Annotated in this window: 11 protein-coding genes; 10 read left to right on the top strand and 1 reads right to left on the bottom strand. The window is 43.3% G+C overall.

Annotated elements, in window-relative coordinates; all coding sequences use genetic code 11:
- Positions 1-203: 203 nt before the first annotated feature.
- Positions 204-347 carry a hypothetical protein gene (locus B4U84_RS30550; protein WP_165490227.1) on the bottom strand — a complete coding sequence of 48 codons (144 nt, stop codon included), beginning with the start codon at positions 345-347 and terminating at the stop codon, positions 204-206.
- 38 nt (positions 348-385) lie between these two features.
- On the opposite strand from B4U84_RS30550, the gene rpoB reads away from it, so the two are divergent.
- The 10 genes from rpoB (at position 386) to B4U84_RS12210 (ending at position 18426) form a co-directional block, all read left to right on the top strand.
- Positions 386-3709, top strand: a complete 3324-nt coding sequence (rpoB, locus tag B4U84_RS12255; protein ID WP_207390931.1) for a DNA-directed RNA polymerase subunit beta — start codon at positions 386-388, stop codon at positions 3707-3709.
- Between the two features lie 181 nt (positions 3710-3890).
- Positions 3891-5768 carry a DNA-directed RNA polymerase subunit gamma gene (locus B4U84_RS12250; protein ID WP_131118150.1) on the top strand — a complete coding sequence of 626 codons (1878 nt, stop codon included), beginning with the start codon at positions 3891-3893 and terminating at the stop codon, positions 5766-5768.
- 112 nt (positions 5769-5880) lie between these two features.
- Entirely contained in the window at positions 5881-9927 is a 4047-nt protein-coding gene (locus tag B4U84_RS12245) for a DNA-directed RNA polymerase subunit beta'' (RefSeq protein ID WP_017313043.1), read from the top strand.
- A 1186-nt stretch (positions 9928-11113) separates the two neighbouring features.
- Positions 11114-12415 (top strand): histidinol dehydrogenase, encoded by a 1302-nt coding sequence (gene hisD, locus B4U84_RS12240; RefSeq protein ID WP_017313044.1) that lies wholly within the window; start codon positions 11114-11116, stop codon positions 12413-12415.
- 196 nt (positions 12416-12611) lie between these two features.
- Positions 12612-13037 (top strand): universal stress protein, encoded by a 426-nt coding sequence (locus tag B4U84_RS12235; protein ID WP_017313045.1) that lies wholly within the window; start codon positions 12612-12614, stop codon positions 13035-13037.
- A gap of 68 nt (positions 13038-13105) precedes the next feature.
- Positions 13106-14614 (top strand): UbiD family decarboxylase, encoded by a 1509-nt coding sequence (locus B4U84_RS12230; protein ID WP_131118147.1) that lies wholly within the window; start codon positions 13106-13108, stop codon positions 14612-14614.
- Positions 14615-14618: 4 nt separating this feature from the next.
- Positions 14619-15191, top strand: a complete 573-nt coding sequence (locus B4U84_RS12225; protein WP_207390930.1) for an SH3 domain-containing protein — start codon at positions 14619-14621, stop codon at positions 15189-15191.
- Between the two features lie 268 nt (positions 15192-15459).
- Entirely contained in the window at positions 15460-16131 is a 672-nt protein-coding gene (gene rimM, locus B4U84_RS12220; RefSeq protein ID WP_165490272.1) for a ribosome maturation factor RimM, read from the top strand.
- A gap of 636 nt (positions 16132-16767) precedes the next feature.
- The gene (gene fldA / locus B4U84_RS12215; protein WP_017313049.1) at positions 16768-17280 is read left to right on the top strand and encodes a flavodoxin FldA; all 513 of its coding nucleotides are present in this window, start codon (positions 16768-16770) and stop codon (positions 17278-17280) included.
- Positions 17281-17670: 390 nt separating this feature from the next.
- Entirely contained in the window at positions 17671-18426 is a 756-nt protein-coding gene (locus tag B4U84_RS12210; protein ID WP_131118141.1) for an alpha/beta fold hydrolase, read from the top strand.
- The last annotated feature ends 168 nt before the right edge of the window (positions 18427-18594 follow it).

Raw genomic sequence — 18594 nt, 5'->3', positions numbered from 1 at the left:
TATAAACGAAATTTTTTTGTGAGTATTATCCGCAAACCTCAAGCTACATAGATAAGCCGCAAGCTGAGAAAATCATTTGCTCAGTACTAGGATATCATCGCTTTGGGTTAAAGACACCACAGTCTTATGAAAGGTAACTGTCAAAAAAACTGCGTCAATGCAGGAGACGGTTTTCGGAGGAGAAGTGAACAGAGCAAAACACACTAGGGTAAAACTGAAGCATCTTCTATTTTTGGAAATCCAGCAAAGGGAACAAATACCCTCTTGCCAAAATTGCTATTTCCAGGTTTAATTGCTCCGTTTGCCTGCACCTGCACACAGCAGGTGGTGTAAGGAGAAGTTCCCACACACCGACAAGTTTAACCAGGTTGACAAAGGTAGAGGCATGACTAACGACACAATAATGGAACCCGCCTTTTTGTTGCCCGACTTAATTGAAATCCAGCGTTCTAGTTTTCGTTGGTTTTTAGAAGAAGGGCTAATCGAAGAACTTAACTCCTTTAGTCCCATTACTGACTACACTGGCAAACTAGAACTGCACTTTTTAGGTCAGAATTACAAACTGAAGGAACCAAAGTACGACGTTGACGAAGCCAAGCGGCGGGATAGCACTTACGCTGTCCAAATGTATGTACCCACACGTTTGATCAATAAAGAAACGGGGGAAATTAAAGAACAAGAAGTATTTATTGGAGATCTGCCTCTGATGACAGATCGCGGCACGTTTATTATAAACGGTGCAGAGCGAGTCATTGTCAACCAGATAGTGCGATCGCCAGGAGTTTACTACAAATCAGAAATTGACAAAAACGGACGGCGTACTTATTCAGCTAGTTTAATTCCTAACCGAGGGGCTTGGCTGAAATTTGAAACAGACCGTAACGACTTAGTGTGGGTACGCATCGACAAAACCCGCAAATTGTCGGCCCAAGTGCTATTAAAAGCATTGGGATTGTCAGACAACGAAATCTTCGACGCCCTGCGCCACCCCGAATATTTCCAAAAAACCATCGAAAAAGAAGGGCAATTCTCCGAAGAAGAAGCCCTAATGGAACTGTATCGCAAACTGCGTCCGGGTGAACCACCGACAGTATTAGGTGGACAACAACTCCTAGACTCTCGCTTCTTTGATCCCAAGCGTTATGACTTAGGGCGAGTCGGACGCTATAAACTCAACAAAAAACTGCGTCTACAAGTACCAGAAACAATGCGGGTACTCACCCCCCAAGATATCTTGGCGGCGGTGGATTACCTCATTAACCTGGAATATGATATTGGTAGCATAGACGACATTGATCACCTCGGTAATCGCCGAGTGAGAAGCGTCGGTGAGTTGCTGCAAAACCAAGTCAGAGTTGGTTTAAACCGTTTGGAGCGGATTATTCGCGAACGGATGACTGTATCCGATGCCGAAGTTCTCACCCCTGCATCCTTGGTTAACCCTAAACCTTTGGTAGCAGCAATTAAAGAATTTTTTGGCTCCAGCCAACTGTCCCAGTTCATGGATCAAACCAACCCCTTAGCAGAATTGACCCACAAACGCCGTCTGTCTGCCCTTGGCCCTGGTGGTTTGACCCGCGAACGTGCCGGTTTCGCTGTCCGAGATATTCACCCATCACACTACGGACGTATTTGCCCAATCGAAACACCAGAAGGTCCCAACGCTGGTTTGATTGGTTCCTTGGCAACCCATGCACGGGTGAATCTATACGGCTTTTTAGAAACACCCTTCCGTCCTGTAGAAAATGGGCGCGTCAGGTACGATATCCAACCAACTTACATGACCGCCGATGAAGAAGACGACTTTCGGGTGGCGGCGGGAGATGCGCCAATTGATGAAAATGGTCATCTCATTGGTCCTGAAGTACCTGTACGCTATCGTCAGGAATTCTCCACCACAACAGCAGAACAAGTAGACTATATCGCAGTCTCTCCGGTACAAATTGTGTCGGTAGCTACGAGCATGATTCCCTTCCTAGAGCATGACGACGCCAACCGCGCTCTCATGGGATCGAACATGCAACGGCAGGCGGTACCCCTACTCAAACCAGAGCGTCCCTTGGTAGGCACGGGCTTAGAAGCTCAAGGAGCTAGAGACTCTGGGATGGTGATTGTCTCCCGCACCGACGGCGACGTCACTTATGCAGATGCGACCAAAATTCGTGTACGTCCACGACTACGCCCAGGAGAGGAAAGTGCCAAACCCCCTGCGGAAATTGAATACATCATATCTAAGTACCAGCGTTCCAACCAAGATACTTGCCTCAACCAAAAACCTCTCGTTCGTATGGGTGAACGGGTTGTTGCTGGTCAGGTGCTAGCAGATGGTTCCTCAACCGAAGGTGGAGAATTGGCTCTCGGACAAAATATCGTCGTCGCTTATATGCCTTGGGAAGGCTATAACTACGAAGACGCGATTTTGATTTCTGAAAGATTGGTACAAGATGATATCTACACCTCAATTCACATTGAAAAATATGAAATTGAGGCCAGACAGACCAAACTTGGACCAGAAGAAATCACCAGAGAAATCCCTAACGTCGGTGAAGACGCCCTGCGAAATTTAGATGAACAGGGAATTATCCGCATTGGTGCATGGGTAGAAGCCGGAGATATTCTGGTTGGTAAAGTTACTCCTAAAGGTGAATCTGATCAACCACCCGAAGAAAAATTATTGCGAGCAATCTTCGGTGAAAAAGCACGGGATGTCCGAGATAACTCCTTGCGTGTACCCAACGGTGAAAAAGGGCGTGTTGTAGACGTACGGATCTTTACCCGCGAACAAGGCGACGAACTACCGCCCGGAGCCAACATGGTAGTGCGGGTGTATGTAGCCCAGAAGCGGAAAATCCAAGTCGGCGACAAAATGGCAGGACGCCACGGCAATAAGGGGATTATTTCCAAGATATTGCCAATCGAAGACATGCCCTATTTGCCTGATGGCTCACCAGTCGATATCGTCCTCAACCCCTTGGGTGTACCCAGCCGGATGAACGTCGGACAAGTATTTGAGTGTCTGTTGGGTTGGGCTGGCCACATCATGGGAATGCGATTTAAGATTACGCCCTTTGATGAAATGTACGGTCAAGAAGCATCCCGGACGATTGTGCATGGCAAATTGCAAGAAGCACGGGATGAAACTGGCAAAAACTGGGTATTTAACCCAGATGATCCAGGCAAAATTTTGGTCTATGACGGTCGTACTGGCGAACCCTTTGACCGACCGGTGACTGTAGGTGTGGCTTATATGCTGAAACTGGTACACCTAGTAGATGATAAGATCCATGCTCGTTCCACTGGTCCATACTCCTTAGTAACTCAACAGCCTTTGGGTGGTAAAGCTCAACAAGGTGGTCAGCGATTTGGAGAAATGGAAGTGTGGGCATTGGAAGCCTTTGGTGCAGCTTACACTTTGCAGGAATTGCTGACAGTTAAATCCGACGATATGCAAGGGCGCAATGAAGCGCTTAATGCGATCGTCAAAGGAAAAGCCATTCCTCGACCAGGAACACCAGAGTCTTTCAAAGTGTTAATGCGAGAATTGCAATCTTTAGGTTTGGATATTGCCGTCCATAAGGTGGAAACCCAAACAGATGGTAGTACCGTAGACGTAGAAGTTGATTTGATGGCAGACAATAACGCCCGTCGTACACCTCCACGTCCAACCTACGAATCCCTCAGCCGCGAGTCCATAGAAGAAGAGGAATAGTCAATAGTCCATTGTCAATAGTCCATTGTCAAAGCAAATGACCATTGTACAGACGCGAGGAACATCGCGTCTCTACTATTGGCCCTTGACTACTGGCTAAAACTAAATACTCCTCCCACTAGCACGGTTAATTATGCCTGTGCTGTTTGTGAAGTCATAACTTAAACGCAGCATTAAACAAATGAGAAACGCCCAAACTAATCAGTTTGACTACGTTAAAATTGGCTTGGCATCGCCCGAACGTATTCGTCAGTGGGGTGAAAGAACACTACCAAATGGCCAAGTCGTTGGTGAAGTCACTAAACCAGAGACAATTAACTACCGGACTCTGAAACCAGAGATGGATGGTTTGTTCTGCGAGCGTATCTTTGGTCCGGCAAAAGATTGGGAATGTCATTGCGGTAAGTATAAGAGAGTCCGGCATCGCGGTATCGTTTGCGAACGTTGTGGTGTGGAAGTTACCGAATCGCGAGTCCGTCGCCACCGCATGGGTTTCATTAAACTCGCTGCGCCTGTAGCTCACGTTTGGTATCTCAAAGGTATTCCTAGTTATATCTCCATCCTCTTGGATATGCCCCTGCGGGATGTTGAGCAAATTGTTTATTTCAATTCCTATGTCGTTCTTAGCCCTGGTAATGCGGAAACTTTAAGTTATAAACAATTACTTAGTGAAGATCAGTGGCTAGAAATTGAAGATCAAATTTACAGCGAAGATTCTACTTTACAAGGTGTAGAAGTCGGCATTGGTGCAGAAGCATTACTGCGTCTACTTGCTGATATTAACCTCGAACAAGAAGCTGAAACTCTGCGCGAAGAAATTACCACTGCCAAAGGTCAAAAACGAGCGAAGTTAATTAAGCGTTTGCGGGTAATTGACAACTTTATTGCCACCGGCTCAAAACCAGAGTGGATGGTAATGGCTGTCATTCCTGTGATTCCGCCAGATTTACGCCCGATGGTGCAGCTTGATGGTGGGCGCTTTGCAACTAGCGACTTGAATGATTTGTATCGTCGGGTAATTAACCGCAATAACCGTCTGGCGCGTTTACAAGAGATATTAGCTCCGGAGATTATCGTTCGCAACGAGAAGCGGATGCTGCAAGAAGCGGTAGACGCATTGATTGATAATGGTCGGCGGGGACGGACGGTAGTGGGAGCAAATAACCGTCCCTTAAAATCATTGTCAGACATTATTGAGGGTAAACAAGGGCGTTTCCGGCAAAACTTGTTGGGTAAACGGGTAGATTATTCCGGACGTTCTGTAATTGTGGTTGGGCCAAAGTTGCATATCCACCAATGTGGTTTACCACGGGAAATGGCAATTGAGCTATTCCAGCCATTTGTGATCCACCGCCTGATTCGTAGTGGCATGGTAAACAATATTAAAGCTGCGAAAAAACTTATTTCCCGGTCTGACCCAAGTGTTTGGGATGTCTTGGAAGAAGTCATTGAAGGACATCCCGTTTTGTTAAACCGGGCTCCGACACTGCACCGCTTGGGTATTCAGTCTTTTGAACCAATTTTGGTAGAAGGAAGAGCCATCCAGCTACACCCGTTAGTATGTCCAGCTTTTAACGCTGACTTTGACGGAGACCAAATGGCGGTACACGTACCTTTATCCCTAGAATCACAAGCAGAAGCACGATTATTGATGTTGGCTTCTAACAACATTTTGTCTCCTGCTACAGGTAAGCCAATCATTACACCTAGCCAAGACATGGTGTTAGGTTCCTATTACTTAACCGCAGAAAATCCCCACGCCACTAAAGGTGCAGGACGATATTTTGCTTCTTTAGAAGATGTAATCATGGCTTTCGACCAAGATCAAATAGACCTACACGCCTACGTCTATGTCCGTTACGACGGTGAAGTTGAATCAAGTCAACCGGACAATGATCCACAAGAAGTGACCAAGAATGATGATGGTAGCGTGACTAAGTTGTATAAATACCGTCGAGTTAGAGAAGACGCTCAAGGCAATGTCATTTCTCAGTATATTTATACAACTCCAGGTCGTGTAATTTACAACAAGGCAATTCAGGAAGCGATCGCAAGTTAGTCAATTGTCAATTGTTATTGGTCAATTGTCATTAGCTCAGTTTTGACTATTGACCATTGACTCTTGACTCTGGACTTTTGACTCTGGACTTTTGACTAAGGACTCTTGACAAATGACTAATGACAAAATAATTTTCCGCAATCGCGTTGTTGATAAAGGTCAACTGCGAAACCTAATTTCTTGGTCGTTTACACACTATGGTACAGCCCGGACGGCTGTGATGGCGGACAAATTAAAAGAATTAGGCTTCCGTTACGCTACCAAAGCCGGGGTTTCGATCAGTGTAGAAGACTTGATGGTGCCTCCTTCCAAGCGATCGCTCCTCGAAGCCGCAGAAGCAGAAATTCGCGCCACTGAAGAACGTTACCAACGTGGTGAAATTACGGAAGTAGAGCGTTTTCAAAAAGTAATTGATACCTGGAATGGTACTTCCGAAGCCCTGAAAGACGAAGTTGTCACCCACTTCCGAAAGACAAACCCCCTCAACTCCGTGTACATGATGGCATTCTCTGGAGCCAGGGGTAATATCTCCCAAGTACGGCAATTGGTCGGGATGCGGGGACTGATGGCAGATCCGCAAGGGGAAATTATCGACTTGCCGATCAAAACCAATTTCCGGGAAGGACTGACCGTCACCGAGTATATTATTTCTTCTTATGGTGCGCGTAAAGGCTTGGTAGATACCGCCCTCCGCACCGCAGACTCCGGTTATCTCACCCGCCGTCTAGTGGACGTTTCCCAGGATGTGATTATCCGCGAATTTGATTGTGGTACCACCAGAGGTATTCCCATCCGAGCCATGACTGAAGGTAGCAAAGTCATGATCAGGCTGGAAACCCGCCTCATGGGACGAGTAGTAGGGGAAGATGTAATACATCCAACTACAGGTGAAGTCATTGCAGCCCGAAATACACCCATTTCTGATGATTTGGCAAGAATCATCGAAAAATCAGGTGTGACTGAAGTCGTTGTGCGATCGCCCTTAACTTGCGAAGCTGCGCGATCGGTTTGCCAACATTGCTATGGTTGGAGTCTAGCCCATGCCAAAATGGTGGATTTGGGTGAAGCTGTCGGTATTATTGCTGCCCAAAGTATCGGTGAACCAGGGACGCAGTTAACGATGCGTACTTTCCACACCGGCGGTGTGTTCACTGGGGAAGTTGCGAAACAAGAACGTGCCGAAATTGATGGTACAGTTCGTTTCCCTCGCCGCTTGCGGACAAGACCCTATCGTACCCGCCACGGTGAAGATGCTTTATATGTAGAAGCCAACAACACTTTGACCTTGGATGCTGGTAACTCAACCACCAAGGAAATTGCTCTTACTCAAGGCTCAACACTGTACGTTGTCGATGGACAAAAAGTCAAGCAGGGTCAGTTAATCGCAGAAGTCGCACTTGGTGGACGCACAACCCGTGCTAATACAGAAAAAGCCGTCAAAGACGTAGCTTCTGACTTAGCAGGGGAAGTTAAGTTTGCCGATGTTGTCGCCGAACAAAAAACAGACCGTCAAGGTAACACCACCACTACAGCCGCACGGGGTGGTTTGATCTGGATTTTGTCAGGAGAAGTTTACAACTTACCACCGGGTGCCGAATTGGTGGTCAAGGAAAACGATACTATTGCTAGCAATGGTGTTTTGGCAGAAACCAAACTCACCACTCAGCATGGTGGTGTGGTGCGTGTACCAGAAGCAACCCCAGGTAAGTCAACGCGGGAAATTGAAATTATTACAGCTTCTGTAGTTTTAGATCAAGCTACAGTAACTGTCCAAAGCTCTCAGGGTAAAAATAATTACTTAGTTAGCACTGGTAACAACCAAGTATTCAACCTCAGAGCTACCCCAGGTACTAAAGTTCAAAATGGTCAGGTAGTTGCTGAGTTAATTGACGATCGCTATCGTACCAGCACTGGTGGAATGCTGAGATACGCTGGTGTAGAAGTCCAGAAAAAAGGTAAAGCCAAACAAGGTTACGAAGTGGTACAGGGAGGAAGCTTATTATGGATTCCCGAAGAAACCCACGAAGTTAACAAAGACATCTCCTTGTTGTTGGTTGAAGACGGTCAGTATGTTGAAGCTGGTACTGAGGTAGTTAAAGATATCTTCTGCCAAAATAATGGCGTCATCGAAGTTACCCAGAAAAATGACATTCTGCGGGAAGTGGTGATTAAGCCCGGCGAACTGCTGATGGTCGATGATCCAGAAGCAGTCATGAGCAAAGATAATACTTTTATTCAACCTGGTGAAGAATTACTGGGACAAACCTTTAATGAACTACGCTACATTCAGTATGTGGAAACACCAGAAGGGCCAGCTTTATTGATTCGCTCAGTAGTTGAGTATGCTGTACCAAACTACCCTGATGTACCATCTACTACATCTGTGAGTCAGCAAACAGCTCGTTCGATTGAATTGCGAGCGGTACAACGTTTACCCTACAAAGATTCTGAACGAGTTAAATGTGTTGAAGGTGTAGAACTGCTACGAACCCAACTAGTGTTGGAAATTGAGCAAGAAGACGAACAAGACCATACAGCCTCCCCCTTAGCAGCAGATATTGAATTAGTTGCTGATGCTGATGATTCAGAAATTCAGCGTTTGCAACTGGTGATTTTGGAATCTTTAACAGTTCGTCGAGATATTACTGCTGATGCTACTCAAGGTAGTACGAATACAACCCTTGAGGTTGAAGACGGACAAACTATTGCTCCTGGTGCAGTGGTAGCACGTACCCAAATTTTGTGTAAAGAAGGCGGTATCGTACGGGGCGTCAAAAAAGGTACAGAAGCTGTTCGTCGTTGCTTAGTGTTGCGTAAACAACACGATATGATGAGGATGAGTACTGCTGTCCAGCCCAAATTTAAGCCGGGTGACTTGATAGTAGAAGGTACAGAAATTGCTCCAGGAGTCTTTGCAGAAGAATCAGGGCAAATTGTAGCAGTGAAAAAAGTAGAAAATACGGGGGAAACTGGTTCTGACCAATCAGCACTCACAACTCAAAACTACTCTGTTACCATTCGTCTTGGTCGCCCTTACCGCGTCAGTGCTGGTGCGATCTTACAAGTAGAAGATGGAGATTTGGTACAACGCGGTGATAATTTGGTACTGCTGGTGTTTGAACGCGCCAAGACAGGAGACATCATCCAAGGTTTACCGAGAATTGAAGAACTCCTCGAAGCTCGTAAGCCGAAAGAAGCATGTATTTTGGCCAAGAGATCAGGAGAAGTCAAGGTCATCTATGGTGATGGTGATGAAGCGATCGCTGTCAAAGTGATCGAACCCAACGGTGTAGTTACAGATTACCCAATCGGCCCAGGACAAAACCTAGTAGTCACCGATGGTCAAACAATCAGTGCGGGACAAACACTCACAGATGGGCCTGCTAATCCCCATGAAATCTTAGAAGTCTTCTTTAACCTTGGTTCGGAAGATGGAGTTTATGCGTGCGCCAGCCATGCTTTACAGAAAGTACAAACTTTCCTTGTGAATGAAGTGCAATTAGTTTATCAGTCTCAAGGGATTGATATTGCTGACAAACACATTGAAGTCATTGTCCGACAAATGACGGCAAAAGTTCGGGTCGATGATGGTGGTGACACCACGATGCTACCTGGTGAATTGGTAGAACTGCGTCAAATCGAGCAGGTAAATGAAGCTATGGCAATTACTGGTGGTGCAAGAGCGCAATATACTCCTGTACTACTGGGTATTACCAAAGCATCTTTGAATACTGATAGCTTTATTTCTGCTGCGTCCTTCCAAGAAACGACACGGGTCTTAACTGAAGCTGCAATTGAAGGAAAATCTGACTGGTTACGTGGTTTGAAAGAGAACGTGATTATCGGACGGTTGATTCCTGCTGGTACAGGCTTTAATGCTTACGAAGAACCTGGTATAGTCGAAGACTATACTGATTCTTTCAGCAATAGTGTCTTGGATGAAGTTGAAGATCCATTAGATATGGTGCTGGACGATCGCACAGCCCGTACCTACAACTTAGACTCTCCAACTCTAGGAATGGGAGAAGCTACTTATGGTGGCAGATCAAAATCAATTTTGGATGATGATGATTTGATTCCTGATGAAATCAACGATCTGACAGACGATGACGAAGACGACTACGACGAAGAAGATTTCGAGGACGAAGACGACGAATAAACTAGCGTAGTCAGAATTATAGGTGGGGATGTAGCCAATTCACTACATCCCCACTTTTTGTTAGGCTTATATCTTTTGAGAAAAAACTAATACCAATTCCAATACGCTTGGTGTTAAGGATTTTTAGTACCGAAAATTGATCTGTACCAGACGCGAAATTTCGCGTCTGGTACAAAGGATTTTGGGCTTATCACCAAGCGTATTGATACCAATTCTCCAAAATCAAGCAACAGACCCAAAACCGGAAAAACAGGCTGCATCTAAGTTTCTTAGTATTTTCTCTCAACTCAATTAGGATTGCTATACAGGGTTTAAATGTCAACCGATTTGTCTGATCTGAGCAGAATTGGAAGCAGATTTTCTCTTCTATTTTTTGCCTTTCCCATAACTGTCTAGGACTTACACTCTCCAGAAAAATCTATGTTGTTAATTTAGTCACAGAAATACCATGCTAATTTGTAGGAAGATAAATTAAGTATATCTACTCTGTAAATTTTTGGTTCAGGTAATTTGCAAACATTTGCTGAAAATTGATCTCATCCTGATGAAAATATAAATTTTGATTTGATTAGACAGTATTTATGAAAGCCTCTCAATATTTTGTTTTCACCACTAGAAATACGTTAAAATTAGGTACTCGATAAATTAGTTATCTCATTCACCACCCTTATCAAGTGGTTGCAATAGCCTGAAATTAAATGTGTCCTCAAATGATATGTATTGATAGAGGTAATCAAGTGTGAACAGCTAAAGTGTAAAGCTCGAAATATAGACATCCGAGTATTTGTGTCTATACAGTAATTTTAGCTACTAAATTATAAGAAAAGGCAAAAAGTATACTCAGAGCCTACTAATGAATCAACAGCCGATTATAATGTGAAAACCAACCATATCCCTGAATTTGGGATATGACGAAATAATAAACCAAGTAATAGTTGGCTTGCTTACGGTTAAGAGCAACTAGCCAAATTTTTCTGAGTAATGCTCATTAAGCCGAAAACCGACCAGAACAACCATAATTTAGTGGCCTTTGTAAAGAATTTTATGCTACAAATCTTGGAAGTATCAAAAAAATCCAGGTTAAGCTAGAAAAGAGAGTTAGTGTTAGCTACCCTTCTCCCTTGGGGCAAGAAGCAAAGCTCATTCTCAAGCGGGAATATTTTAAAGTTGGCATTGTCCTTACTCCATGCTGCGAATCATTACTCAGCAGGCAGACGTCAGATCAGAATTACAAAGGATCTGCGATCGCACCAATGACGAACAGGTGCTTCATAAAGAAGCAACAGTGCGGGAAGTGTTGCAAGCGGTGAAGCGCCAAGGTGATAAAGCTGTACTGCATTACACAGAAGAATTTGACCATCAAATTCTCAGACCAGAAGAACTACGAATTACAGGAGCAGAAATAGATGCAGCTTATCAACAGGTCTCGAAAGAACTGGTGGAAGCAATTAGATTGGCTTGTCGCCAAATCGAAGCGTTTCACCGCCAACGAGTTCCAAAAAGCTGGGTAAACTTTGAAGATGATGAAGTAGTTCTCGGCAAACGGTATACACCTGTAGACCGCGCCGGAATATACGTACCTGGTGGTCGTGCAGCATACCCAAGCACGGTGTTAATGAATGCAATTCCAGCCCAAGTGGCAGGAGTACCCCGTATAATTATGGTGACTCCACCAGGAGCAAGTAAAACAATTTACCCGTCTGTGTTGGTAGCAGCACAAGAAGCTGGGTTACAAGAAATTTATCGCGTTGGGGGAGCGCAAGCGATCGCTGCTTTAGCTTATGGCACAAAAACAATTCCTAAAGTTGATGTCATCACTGGCCCAGGTAATATTTATGTAACCTTGGCAAAAAAACTAGTCTATGGCACAGTCGGAATTGATTGTTTGGCAGGAGCAAGCGAAGTACTGATTATTGCCGATGAAACCGCAAATCCCGTTCATGTTGCAGCAGATATGCTAGCACAAGCTGAACATGATCCAATGGCAGCAGCAATCTTGTTGACGACAGATCCAGCTTTAGCTAAGAATGTGCAAGTTGCTGTAGAAAGACAATTAATAGATCACCCCAGACGCACCCTCACAGAAAAAGCACTTGCCCACTACGGCTTAATTGTGATTGTAGAATCACTACAAGCAGCCGCTGAACTTTCTAACGAATTTGCCCCCGAACACCTAGAACTAGAAGTTGAAGATCCTTGGGCAGTGTTACCATGGATTCGTCATGCTGGTACTATTTTCCTGGGTTACTCCACACCGGAGGCCGTCGGAGACTATGTTGCTGGTCCCAACCATACCTTACCTACCTCTGGATCAGCCCGCTACGCTTCGCCACTAGGAGTCGAAACTTTCCTCAAGCATTCAAGTATTATCCAGTACTCACAAACTGCCTTGGAAAAAGTCGCGGGTGCAATTGATGCATTAGCAGCAGCTGAAGGTTTACCCTCTCATGCTAATTCAGTCAGATGGCGAGTTCAAAAAGAAGAATAAATTATATTGTTGGTTGTTGATAATTAACAGTTGGTTGTTAGCCTAGCAAACAACAATTATTAAATTTTTCTCCAGACTTTTGACAAAAACCAAATCCTGGCGTCAAACTTAAACTTTAAGTCTACACTAACCTTAGTATAATCTTGAAGATAATCAATTTTAATTGCAGGGGTTTGCACTTTTGGAGATACAAGCCGTGCTAAAGACTATTTTGGTTGCTCTAGACTCTTCAGGTATTGCAGAGCGAGTCATTGAGGCTTTAAACGATTTAGTATTACCAAAAGACAGCAAAGTAGTCCTTTGTCATGTTTTTCCTCGCCCTGACTCAGAAATGGAACTACCTGCTGATCGGCCTCATTCAGATTCCCAAGTTCTTTCTTCTTTACAGGTCGAAAAACAATTACAATCCTACCAAACGCAGTTACCTGTTGCTAGTGAAATAGAATTAGTCACCGGCGATCCAGCAGAAGAAATAATCCGCCTTGCCAATATTTATAAAGCTGATTTAATTGTGATCGGTAGTCGTGGCTTGACTGGTATGAACCGAATTGTTCAAGGTTCAGTTAGTAGTCAAGTAGTTGAAGAAGCTCATTGTTCTGTATTAGTGGTCAAGCCAAAGTAAGTATTTTGGAGCAGAAATAACAGATAATATAAAAAGCGCTTCATATTTCTTAAAATTTTTCTAACACAATGGCAAGAGATTTACGGGAATTTATCAAACTTCTGGAACAAAAGGGACAACTACAGCGAATTACAGCGCCAGTAGATCCAGATTTAGAAATCGCGGAAATTTCCAATCGAATGCTGCAAAAGGGCGGACCGGCGTTATTATTTGAAAACGTTAAAGGTTCATCTATACCAGTGGCGATCAACCTGATGGGGACAGTACAAAGGATATGCTGGGCGATGAATATGCAGCATCCCCAGGAATTGGAAGAACTGGGGAAAAAGCTGGCGATGCTACAACAACCCAAACCGCCTAAAAAAATTTCCCAAGCGATCGATTTTGGTAAAGTGCTATTTGATGTACTCAAGGCGAAACCTGGACGAGATTTTTTCCCCGCTTGTCAACAAGTGGTAATTCAAGGGGAAGATTTAGATTTAAACAAGTTACCTTTTATACGTCCTTATCCTGGTGATGGTGGCAAGATCATCACTCTAGGGCTAGTAATTACCAAGGATTGTGAGACAGGCACACCAAATGTAGGTGTGTATCGTTTGCAACTTCAATCTCCAAAAACAATGACCGTGCATTGGTTGTCGGTGCGGGGTGGGGCGAGACATTTACGTAAAGCCGCCGAACATGGCAAAAAATTAGAAGTTGCGATCGCCTTGGGTGTCGATCCTTTAATTATCATGGCAGCAGCCACACCAATTCCGGTAGATTTATCTGAATGGTTGTTCGCCGGACTTTACGGTGGTTCCGGTGTACAGTTAGCAAAGTGTAAAACTGTAGATTTGGAAGTTCCTGCTGATTCTGAAATTGTCCTCGAAGGAACGATCACACCAGGAGAAATTTTACCAGATGGGCCTTTTGGTGATCACATGGGTTATTACGGTGGTGTCGAAGATTCACCGCTGATTCGCTTCCACTGCATGACACAGCGCAAAGACCCGATTTATTTAACCACATTTAGCGGTCGTCCACCCAAAGAAGAAGCGATGATGGCGATCGCTCTCAATCGGATTTATACTCCCATACTACGCCAACAAGTTTCGGAAATCGTCGATTTCTTCTTACCAATGGAAGCTTTGAGTTACAAAGCAGCGATTATATCTATAGATAAAGCCTATCCTGGACAAGCACGACGGGCTGCATTGGCGTTTTGGAGTGCGCTACCACAATTTACCTACACCAAATTCGTGATTGTAGTCGATAAAAATATCAATATTAGAGATCCGCGTCAAGTTGTGTGGGCAATTAGTTCTAAAGTAGATCCCAAACGAGATGTATTTATTTTACCAAATACGCCCTTTGATAGCTTAGATTTTGCCAGTGAAAAAATTGGTTTAGGTGGACGCATGGGTATTGATGCAACTACAAAGATACCACCAGAAACCGAACACGAATGGGGCGCCCCTTTAGAATCAGATCCAGAAATAGCAGCGATGGTGGAAAGACGTTGGGCGGAATATGGCTTGGGAGATTTGCAACTCACAGAAGTAGATCCGAATTTGTTTGGCTACGATTTGCGGTAAAAATATGACATCAGCGATCTTGCTGGTGTCTAAAAATCGGAGAAAGCAATTGAATAATCAAGTTTTTCAGCAAGCGATCGCTTTAGGGTTTTGTAGTATTAGCGTGCTTGTTAATACTGGTATTGCCAATTCCAGCGCCCTAGCACAAGCACCTAAGCAACAAAAGTGTGATATTGATGCTTACGTCATCACCAAAGAACCACAAGGTTTAAACGTACGGAGTGGTGCAAGTCCTACTCACAAAATTGTGGGTAAAATAGCTACTAATGAAACAGTCAAGATAGTTGCTGCTTCGGGAAAATGGGTGAAAATTACCGATACCACTGGTGATTTTACAGGAACTGGTTGGGTGTATTTACCAATGTTAGGTATATCATCGCGGGGTTATGGTACTGACGGCGTCAATCTTTACAGTAGTACAAATCCAAAAAGTCAAAAAATTGCCAAAGTTCCCTCCAGCACGAATGTCAAATTATTAGGTTGTCAGGGAGAATGGGCGCAGGTTGAATATCAGGGTATCAAAGGTTGGTTGGCAAGTGAAGATCAATGTGGTGCGGCCCTGACTAGTTGTTCGTGAGGGGATAGGGGATCAGGGATCGGGGATCGGGAATTGGGGAAGGTAGGGGTCCCCTTTGGGGATAAGGGGAAGGTAGGGGTCCCCTTTGGGGATAAGGGGAAGGTAGGGGTCCCCTTTGGGGATAAGGGGAAGGTAGGGGTCCCCTTTGGGGATAAGGGGCAGGTGGGGTCCCCTCTGGGGATAAGGGGTAATGGGGATTGGGGATTGGGGAGTGTGGGAAGTGTCTTGAAAATAGGAATTGGGGAGACAAGGGAAGATGAAGAAAAAGATGAATATAAAACAAAAGGAGACAGGGAAACAAGGAGACAAGGGGAAACAAAAAAAAGAAGATCGAAAAAAATCTGATTCTTTATCTTCCAATCCTTCTATCTCTACTTCTGTCGCTCCTCAATTGGAAGATTGGATGGAAATTGGTACGATTGTTGCACCTCAAGGTTTACACGGTGAAATGCGGGTGTATCCTAATTCGGATTTTCCGGAACGGTTTGAGGTTCCGGGAAAGCGTTGGTTGTTGCGTACACCAGAGATGAAACCGCAAGCTGTAGAATTGGTTTCAGGTCATTATATCGAGGGTAAAAATCTCTACATAATTAAATTGGCTGGTGTGGATAATCGCAATCAAGCTGAGGAATTGCGCGGTTGTAAGTTAATGGTTCCCGAAAGCGATCGCCCCCAGTTGGGAGAAGATGAATATCATGTCCTTGATTTAATTGGCTTGCAAGTTTTTATGCAGGAGTCTGGTGAACTTGTTGGTACGGTAGTAGATGTGATTGCTGCTGGTAATGATTTATTAGAAGTCAAGTTACACCAACCACTAAGGAGCAACCAACAACAAAAGACTGTTTTGATTCCTTTTGTAAAGGCGATCGCGCCAGTGATAGATTTAGAAACTGGCAGGATTGAAATTACGCCACCACTTGGTTTACTGGAAATTAACTAATTAGCATTTTCACGGAAGAAGGCTGAATCCTTTCCCATGCTACACCAAAGTTCATAACGAAGGATTCAGTCTTGTTTTTGCAGTAAGGTTTATTGCGATTTGATCATTAAGGCTAATTATAGCAGCTTTATTGCTACAAATTTGCATTTCAATAATATGAAGATCAGGATATTAAATCCTACTGACGTGGCATTTATAAATTTAGATGATTGTTTTCCTGATTTTGCAAGCAATACAAGAGCTATGTTCTTTAAAAATGGTTAAGCTTTATAAAACTTAACCTTTGCTATTAAAAATAAATGTCAACTAGTTTGGTACTATGATCTGGTTACTTATTGAGATAATTAATCATTAAATTTGGATAAAATCTTCCGAATTCTCATCCAATGACACCATGATCACTATGGTTGTGGTGACTCCACAGTCGGTTCTTTAACAGTAGCCCCTACACCTCTATAGTGGTGAAAAAATCGACTTTTGAAACACCAAGGCTCTAAGACACGAAGGTGAAAAGCCCAAGATTCGGTAATTTTTGTGAGGGTTTTTACCTATCTTGAAAGGTCTGGTTCTTTAACAGTCAAAGCCTTAACTAATCGACTTTACATCAATCTCTAAGTTTTTCTACTCAGGTGTCATATGTCAAAAACAATTGGTCTTTTTTACGGTACTCAAACTGGTAATACTGAATCTGTTGCTGAAATGATTCAGGATGAATTCGGTAAGGATTTAGTAAATTTACACGACATTTCCCAAGTAGATGTCAGTGATTTTGACGAGTATGACTATTTAATTATTGGTTGTCCGACTTGGAATATAGGTGAACTTCAAAGTGATTGGGATGGCTTTTTCCCTGAACTTGACGAAATTGATTTTTCTAACAAGTTAGTTGCTTATTTTGGCACTGGAGATCAGATTGGCTATGCCGATAATTTTCAGGATGCGATTGGTATTTTAGAGGAAAAAATTTCAGAACGTGGTGGTAAAACAGTGGGTTATTGGCCAAAATCTGGCTACGACTTCAACGATTCTAAAGCATTAAGAGATGGTAAGTTTGTTGGATTAGCAATTGATGAAGATAATCAATCTGAATTAACGACAGAACGAATAAAAACGTGGGTTAGTCAGTTAAAAAAAGAATTTAAGCTGTAAATGCTTTTTTTGGCGGTTATTCCCTTTTAAACTGCAAAATGCATATCTGTACCAAAGTTTAAATTTTAAGTAAGAAAATCAAAATTCAGTATTTCAGACTTTAGAATATTACTAAATACTGAATTTTGAGTTTATTAGGTATGTTGCTAAAATTCAAAATAAATGACTCCAATACATTATTTTATGTCTGTGCTGCTCAGTTGGTAAAAAGAGATGAAAAGAAATATTTTCGTAATTTTCACACTATGATTTGAGAAAAAAAGCGAAATGAATTGAGAATAAATACCTGATTTATAACTAGTTTTGCAGTCAAAAAAGATTTTAAATACGCATTGATTTCACTAATAAATCAAAATTTATAACTCCTAATTTTACGCCTAATAGGTATGTATGTCTGATTTATTTGACGTTCTTTGGTTAAATGTTAGCCCAAGTTTGAAGGGTTTAGACAAACCATTATTGCAATACTTATCTAAGCATATGTCGGTGGCGCGATGGGAATATTTGCAAACTAAAGATGAAGCTTGTTCCCTAGATAGAGCAGTGGGGCTACTGTATGATTTTTTAAAATCGCATGATCGCCCGGTTCATTTGGCAGGTCATGGAATGAGTGGTACGATCGCTTTATTATTCGCTCGTCAATATCCACAAAAAGTGCGATCGCTAGCATTGTTGGCTGTAGCATCTCAAAGCGCAAATACTTGGCAAGCCCATTATTACCAGCAACGCCTTTTGTTTCCTCTCAGCCGTGAGCAAATTTTAGTTAACAGCGTTCGGACTCTATTTGGTGATCAATCTCCCGCAAATACTAAAAAGCTACTGACTGCACTCACCAGAGATTTAGACGAATCCCCCACACCCCATTCTTTATTTCGATTGATTCACTTATCTAAAGGTGGGGTTTCCATGCCAATGTTTGTATGTGGTAGCAAAAATGATTCAGTTGTGACTCCACCAGACTTACAAGACTGGCAAAACTTTTTGAAACCAGAAGATACTCTTTGGGAATGTGCGAAAGGGTATCATTTCTTTCACTATTTCCATCCTCAACAGGTAGGAAAGCAAATGTTGAGTTTTTGGCAACCCTTCACTCACAACACAGAACTAATTCCAAATTCCAAACTCAGTTTGTCTTGTGAAGGATGAACAAAGAAGGAGGACAAGGGAGCAGAAAGAAGGGAGTGTTGGATGTGTGGGAAGTGGGGGAAGTGGGGGTAGTGGTATCATTTCTTTCACTATTTCCATCCTCAACAGGTAGGAAAGCAAATGTTGAGTTTTTGGCAACCCTTCACTCACAACACAGAACTAATTCCA

It is taken from the genome of Westiellopsis prolifica IICB1 (genome assembly GCF_004323185.1).
Classification (GTDB): domain Bacteria; phylum Cyanobacteriota; class Cyanobacteriia; order Cyanobacteriales; family Nostocaceae; genus Pelatocladus; species Pelatocladus prolificus_A.
The sequence above is the reverse complement of the archived record's forward strand: the minus strand, read 5'-3'. Positions and strand labels throughout refer to the sequence as shown.

What these genes read in the sequence shown, in the direction of transcription:
- rpoB (WP_207390931.1), top strand. Translation starts at nt 386, where the DNA reads ATGACTAACGACACAATAATGGAACCCGCCTTTTTGTTGCCCGACTTA.
- B4U84_RS12250 (WP_131118150.1), top strand. Translation starts at nt 3,891, where the DNA reads ATGAGAAACGCCCAAACTAATCAGTTTGACTACGTTAAAATTGGCTTG.
- B4U84_RS12245 (WP_017313043.1), top strand. Translation starts at nt 5,881, where the DNA reads ATGACTAATGACAAAATAATTTTCCGCAATCGCGTTGTTGATAAAGGT.
- hisD (WP_017313044.1), top strand. Translation starts at nt 11,114, where the DNA reads ATGCTGCGAATCATTACTCAGCAGGCAGACGTCAGATCAGAATTACAA.
- B4U84_RS12230 (WP_131118147.1), top strand. Translation starts at nt 13,106, where the DNA reads ATGGCAAGAGATTTACGGGAATTTATCAAACTTCTGGAACAAAAGGGA.
- B4U84_RS12225 (WP_207390930.1), top strand. Translation starts at nt 14,619, where the DNA reads ATGACATCAGCGATCTTGCTGGTGTCTAAAAATCGGAGAAAGCAATTG.
- rimM (WP_165490272.1), top strand. Translation starts at nt 15,460, where the DNA reads ATGAATATAAAACAAAAGGAGACAGGGAAACAAGGAGACAAGGGGAAA.
- fldA (WP_017313049.1), top strand. Translation starts at nt 16,768, where the DNA reads ATGTCAAAAACAATTGGTCTTTTTTACGGTACTCAAACTGGTAATACT.
- B4U84_RS12210 (WP_131118141.1), top strand. Translation starts at nt 17,671, where the DNA reads ATGTCTGATTTATTTGACGTTCTTTGGTTAAATGTTAGCCCAAGTTTG.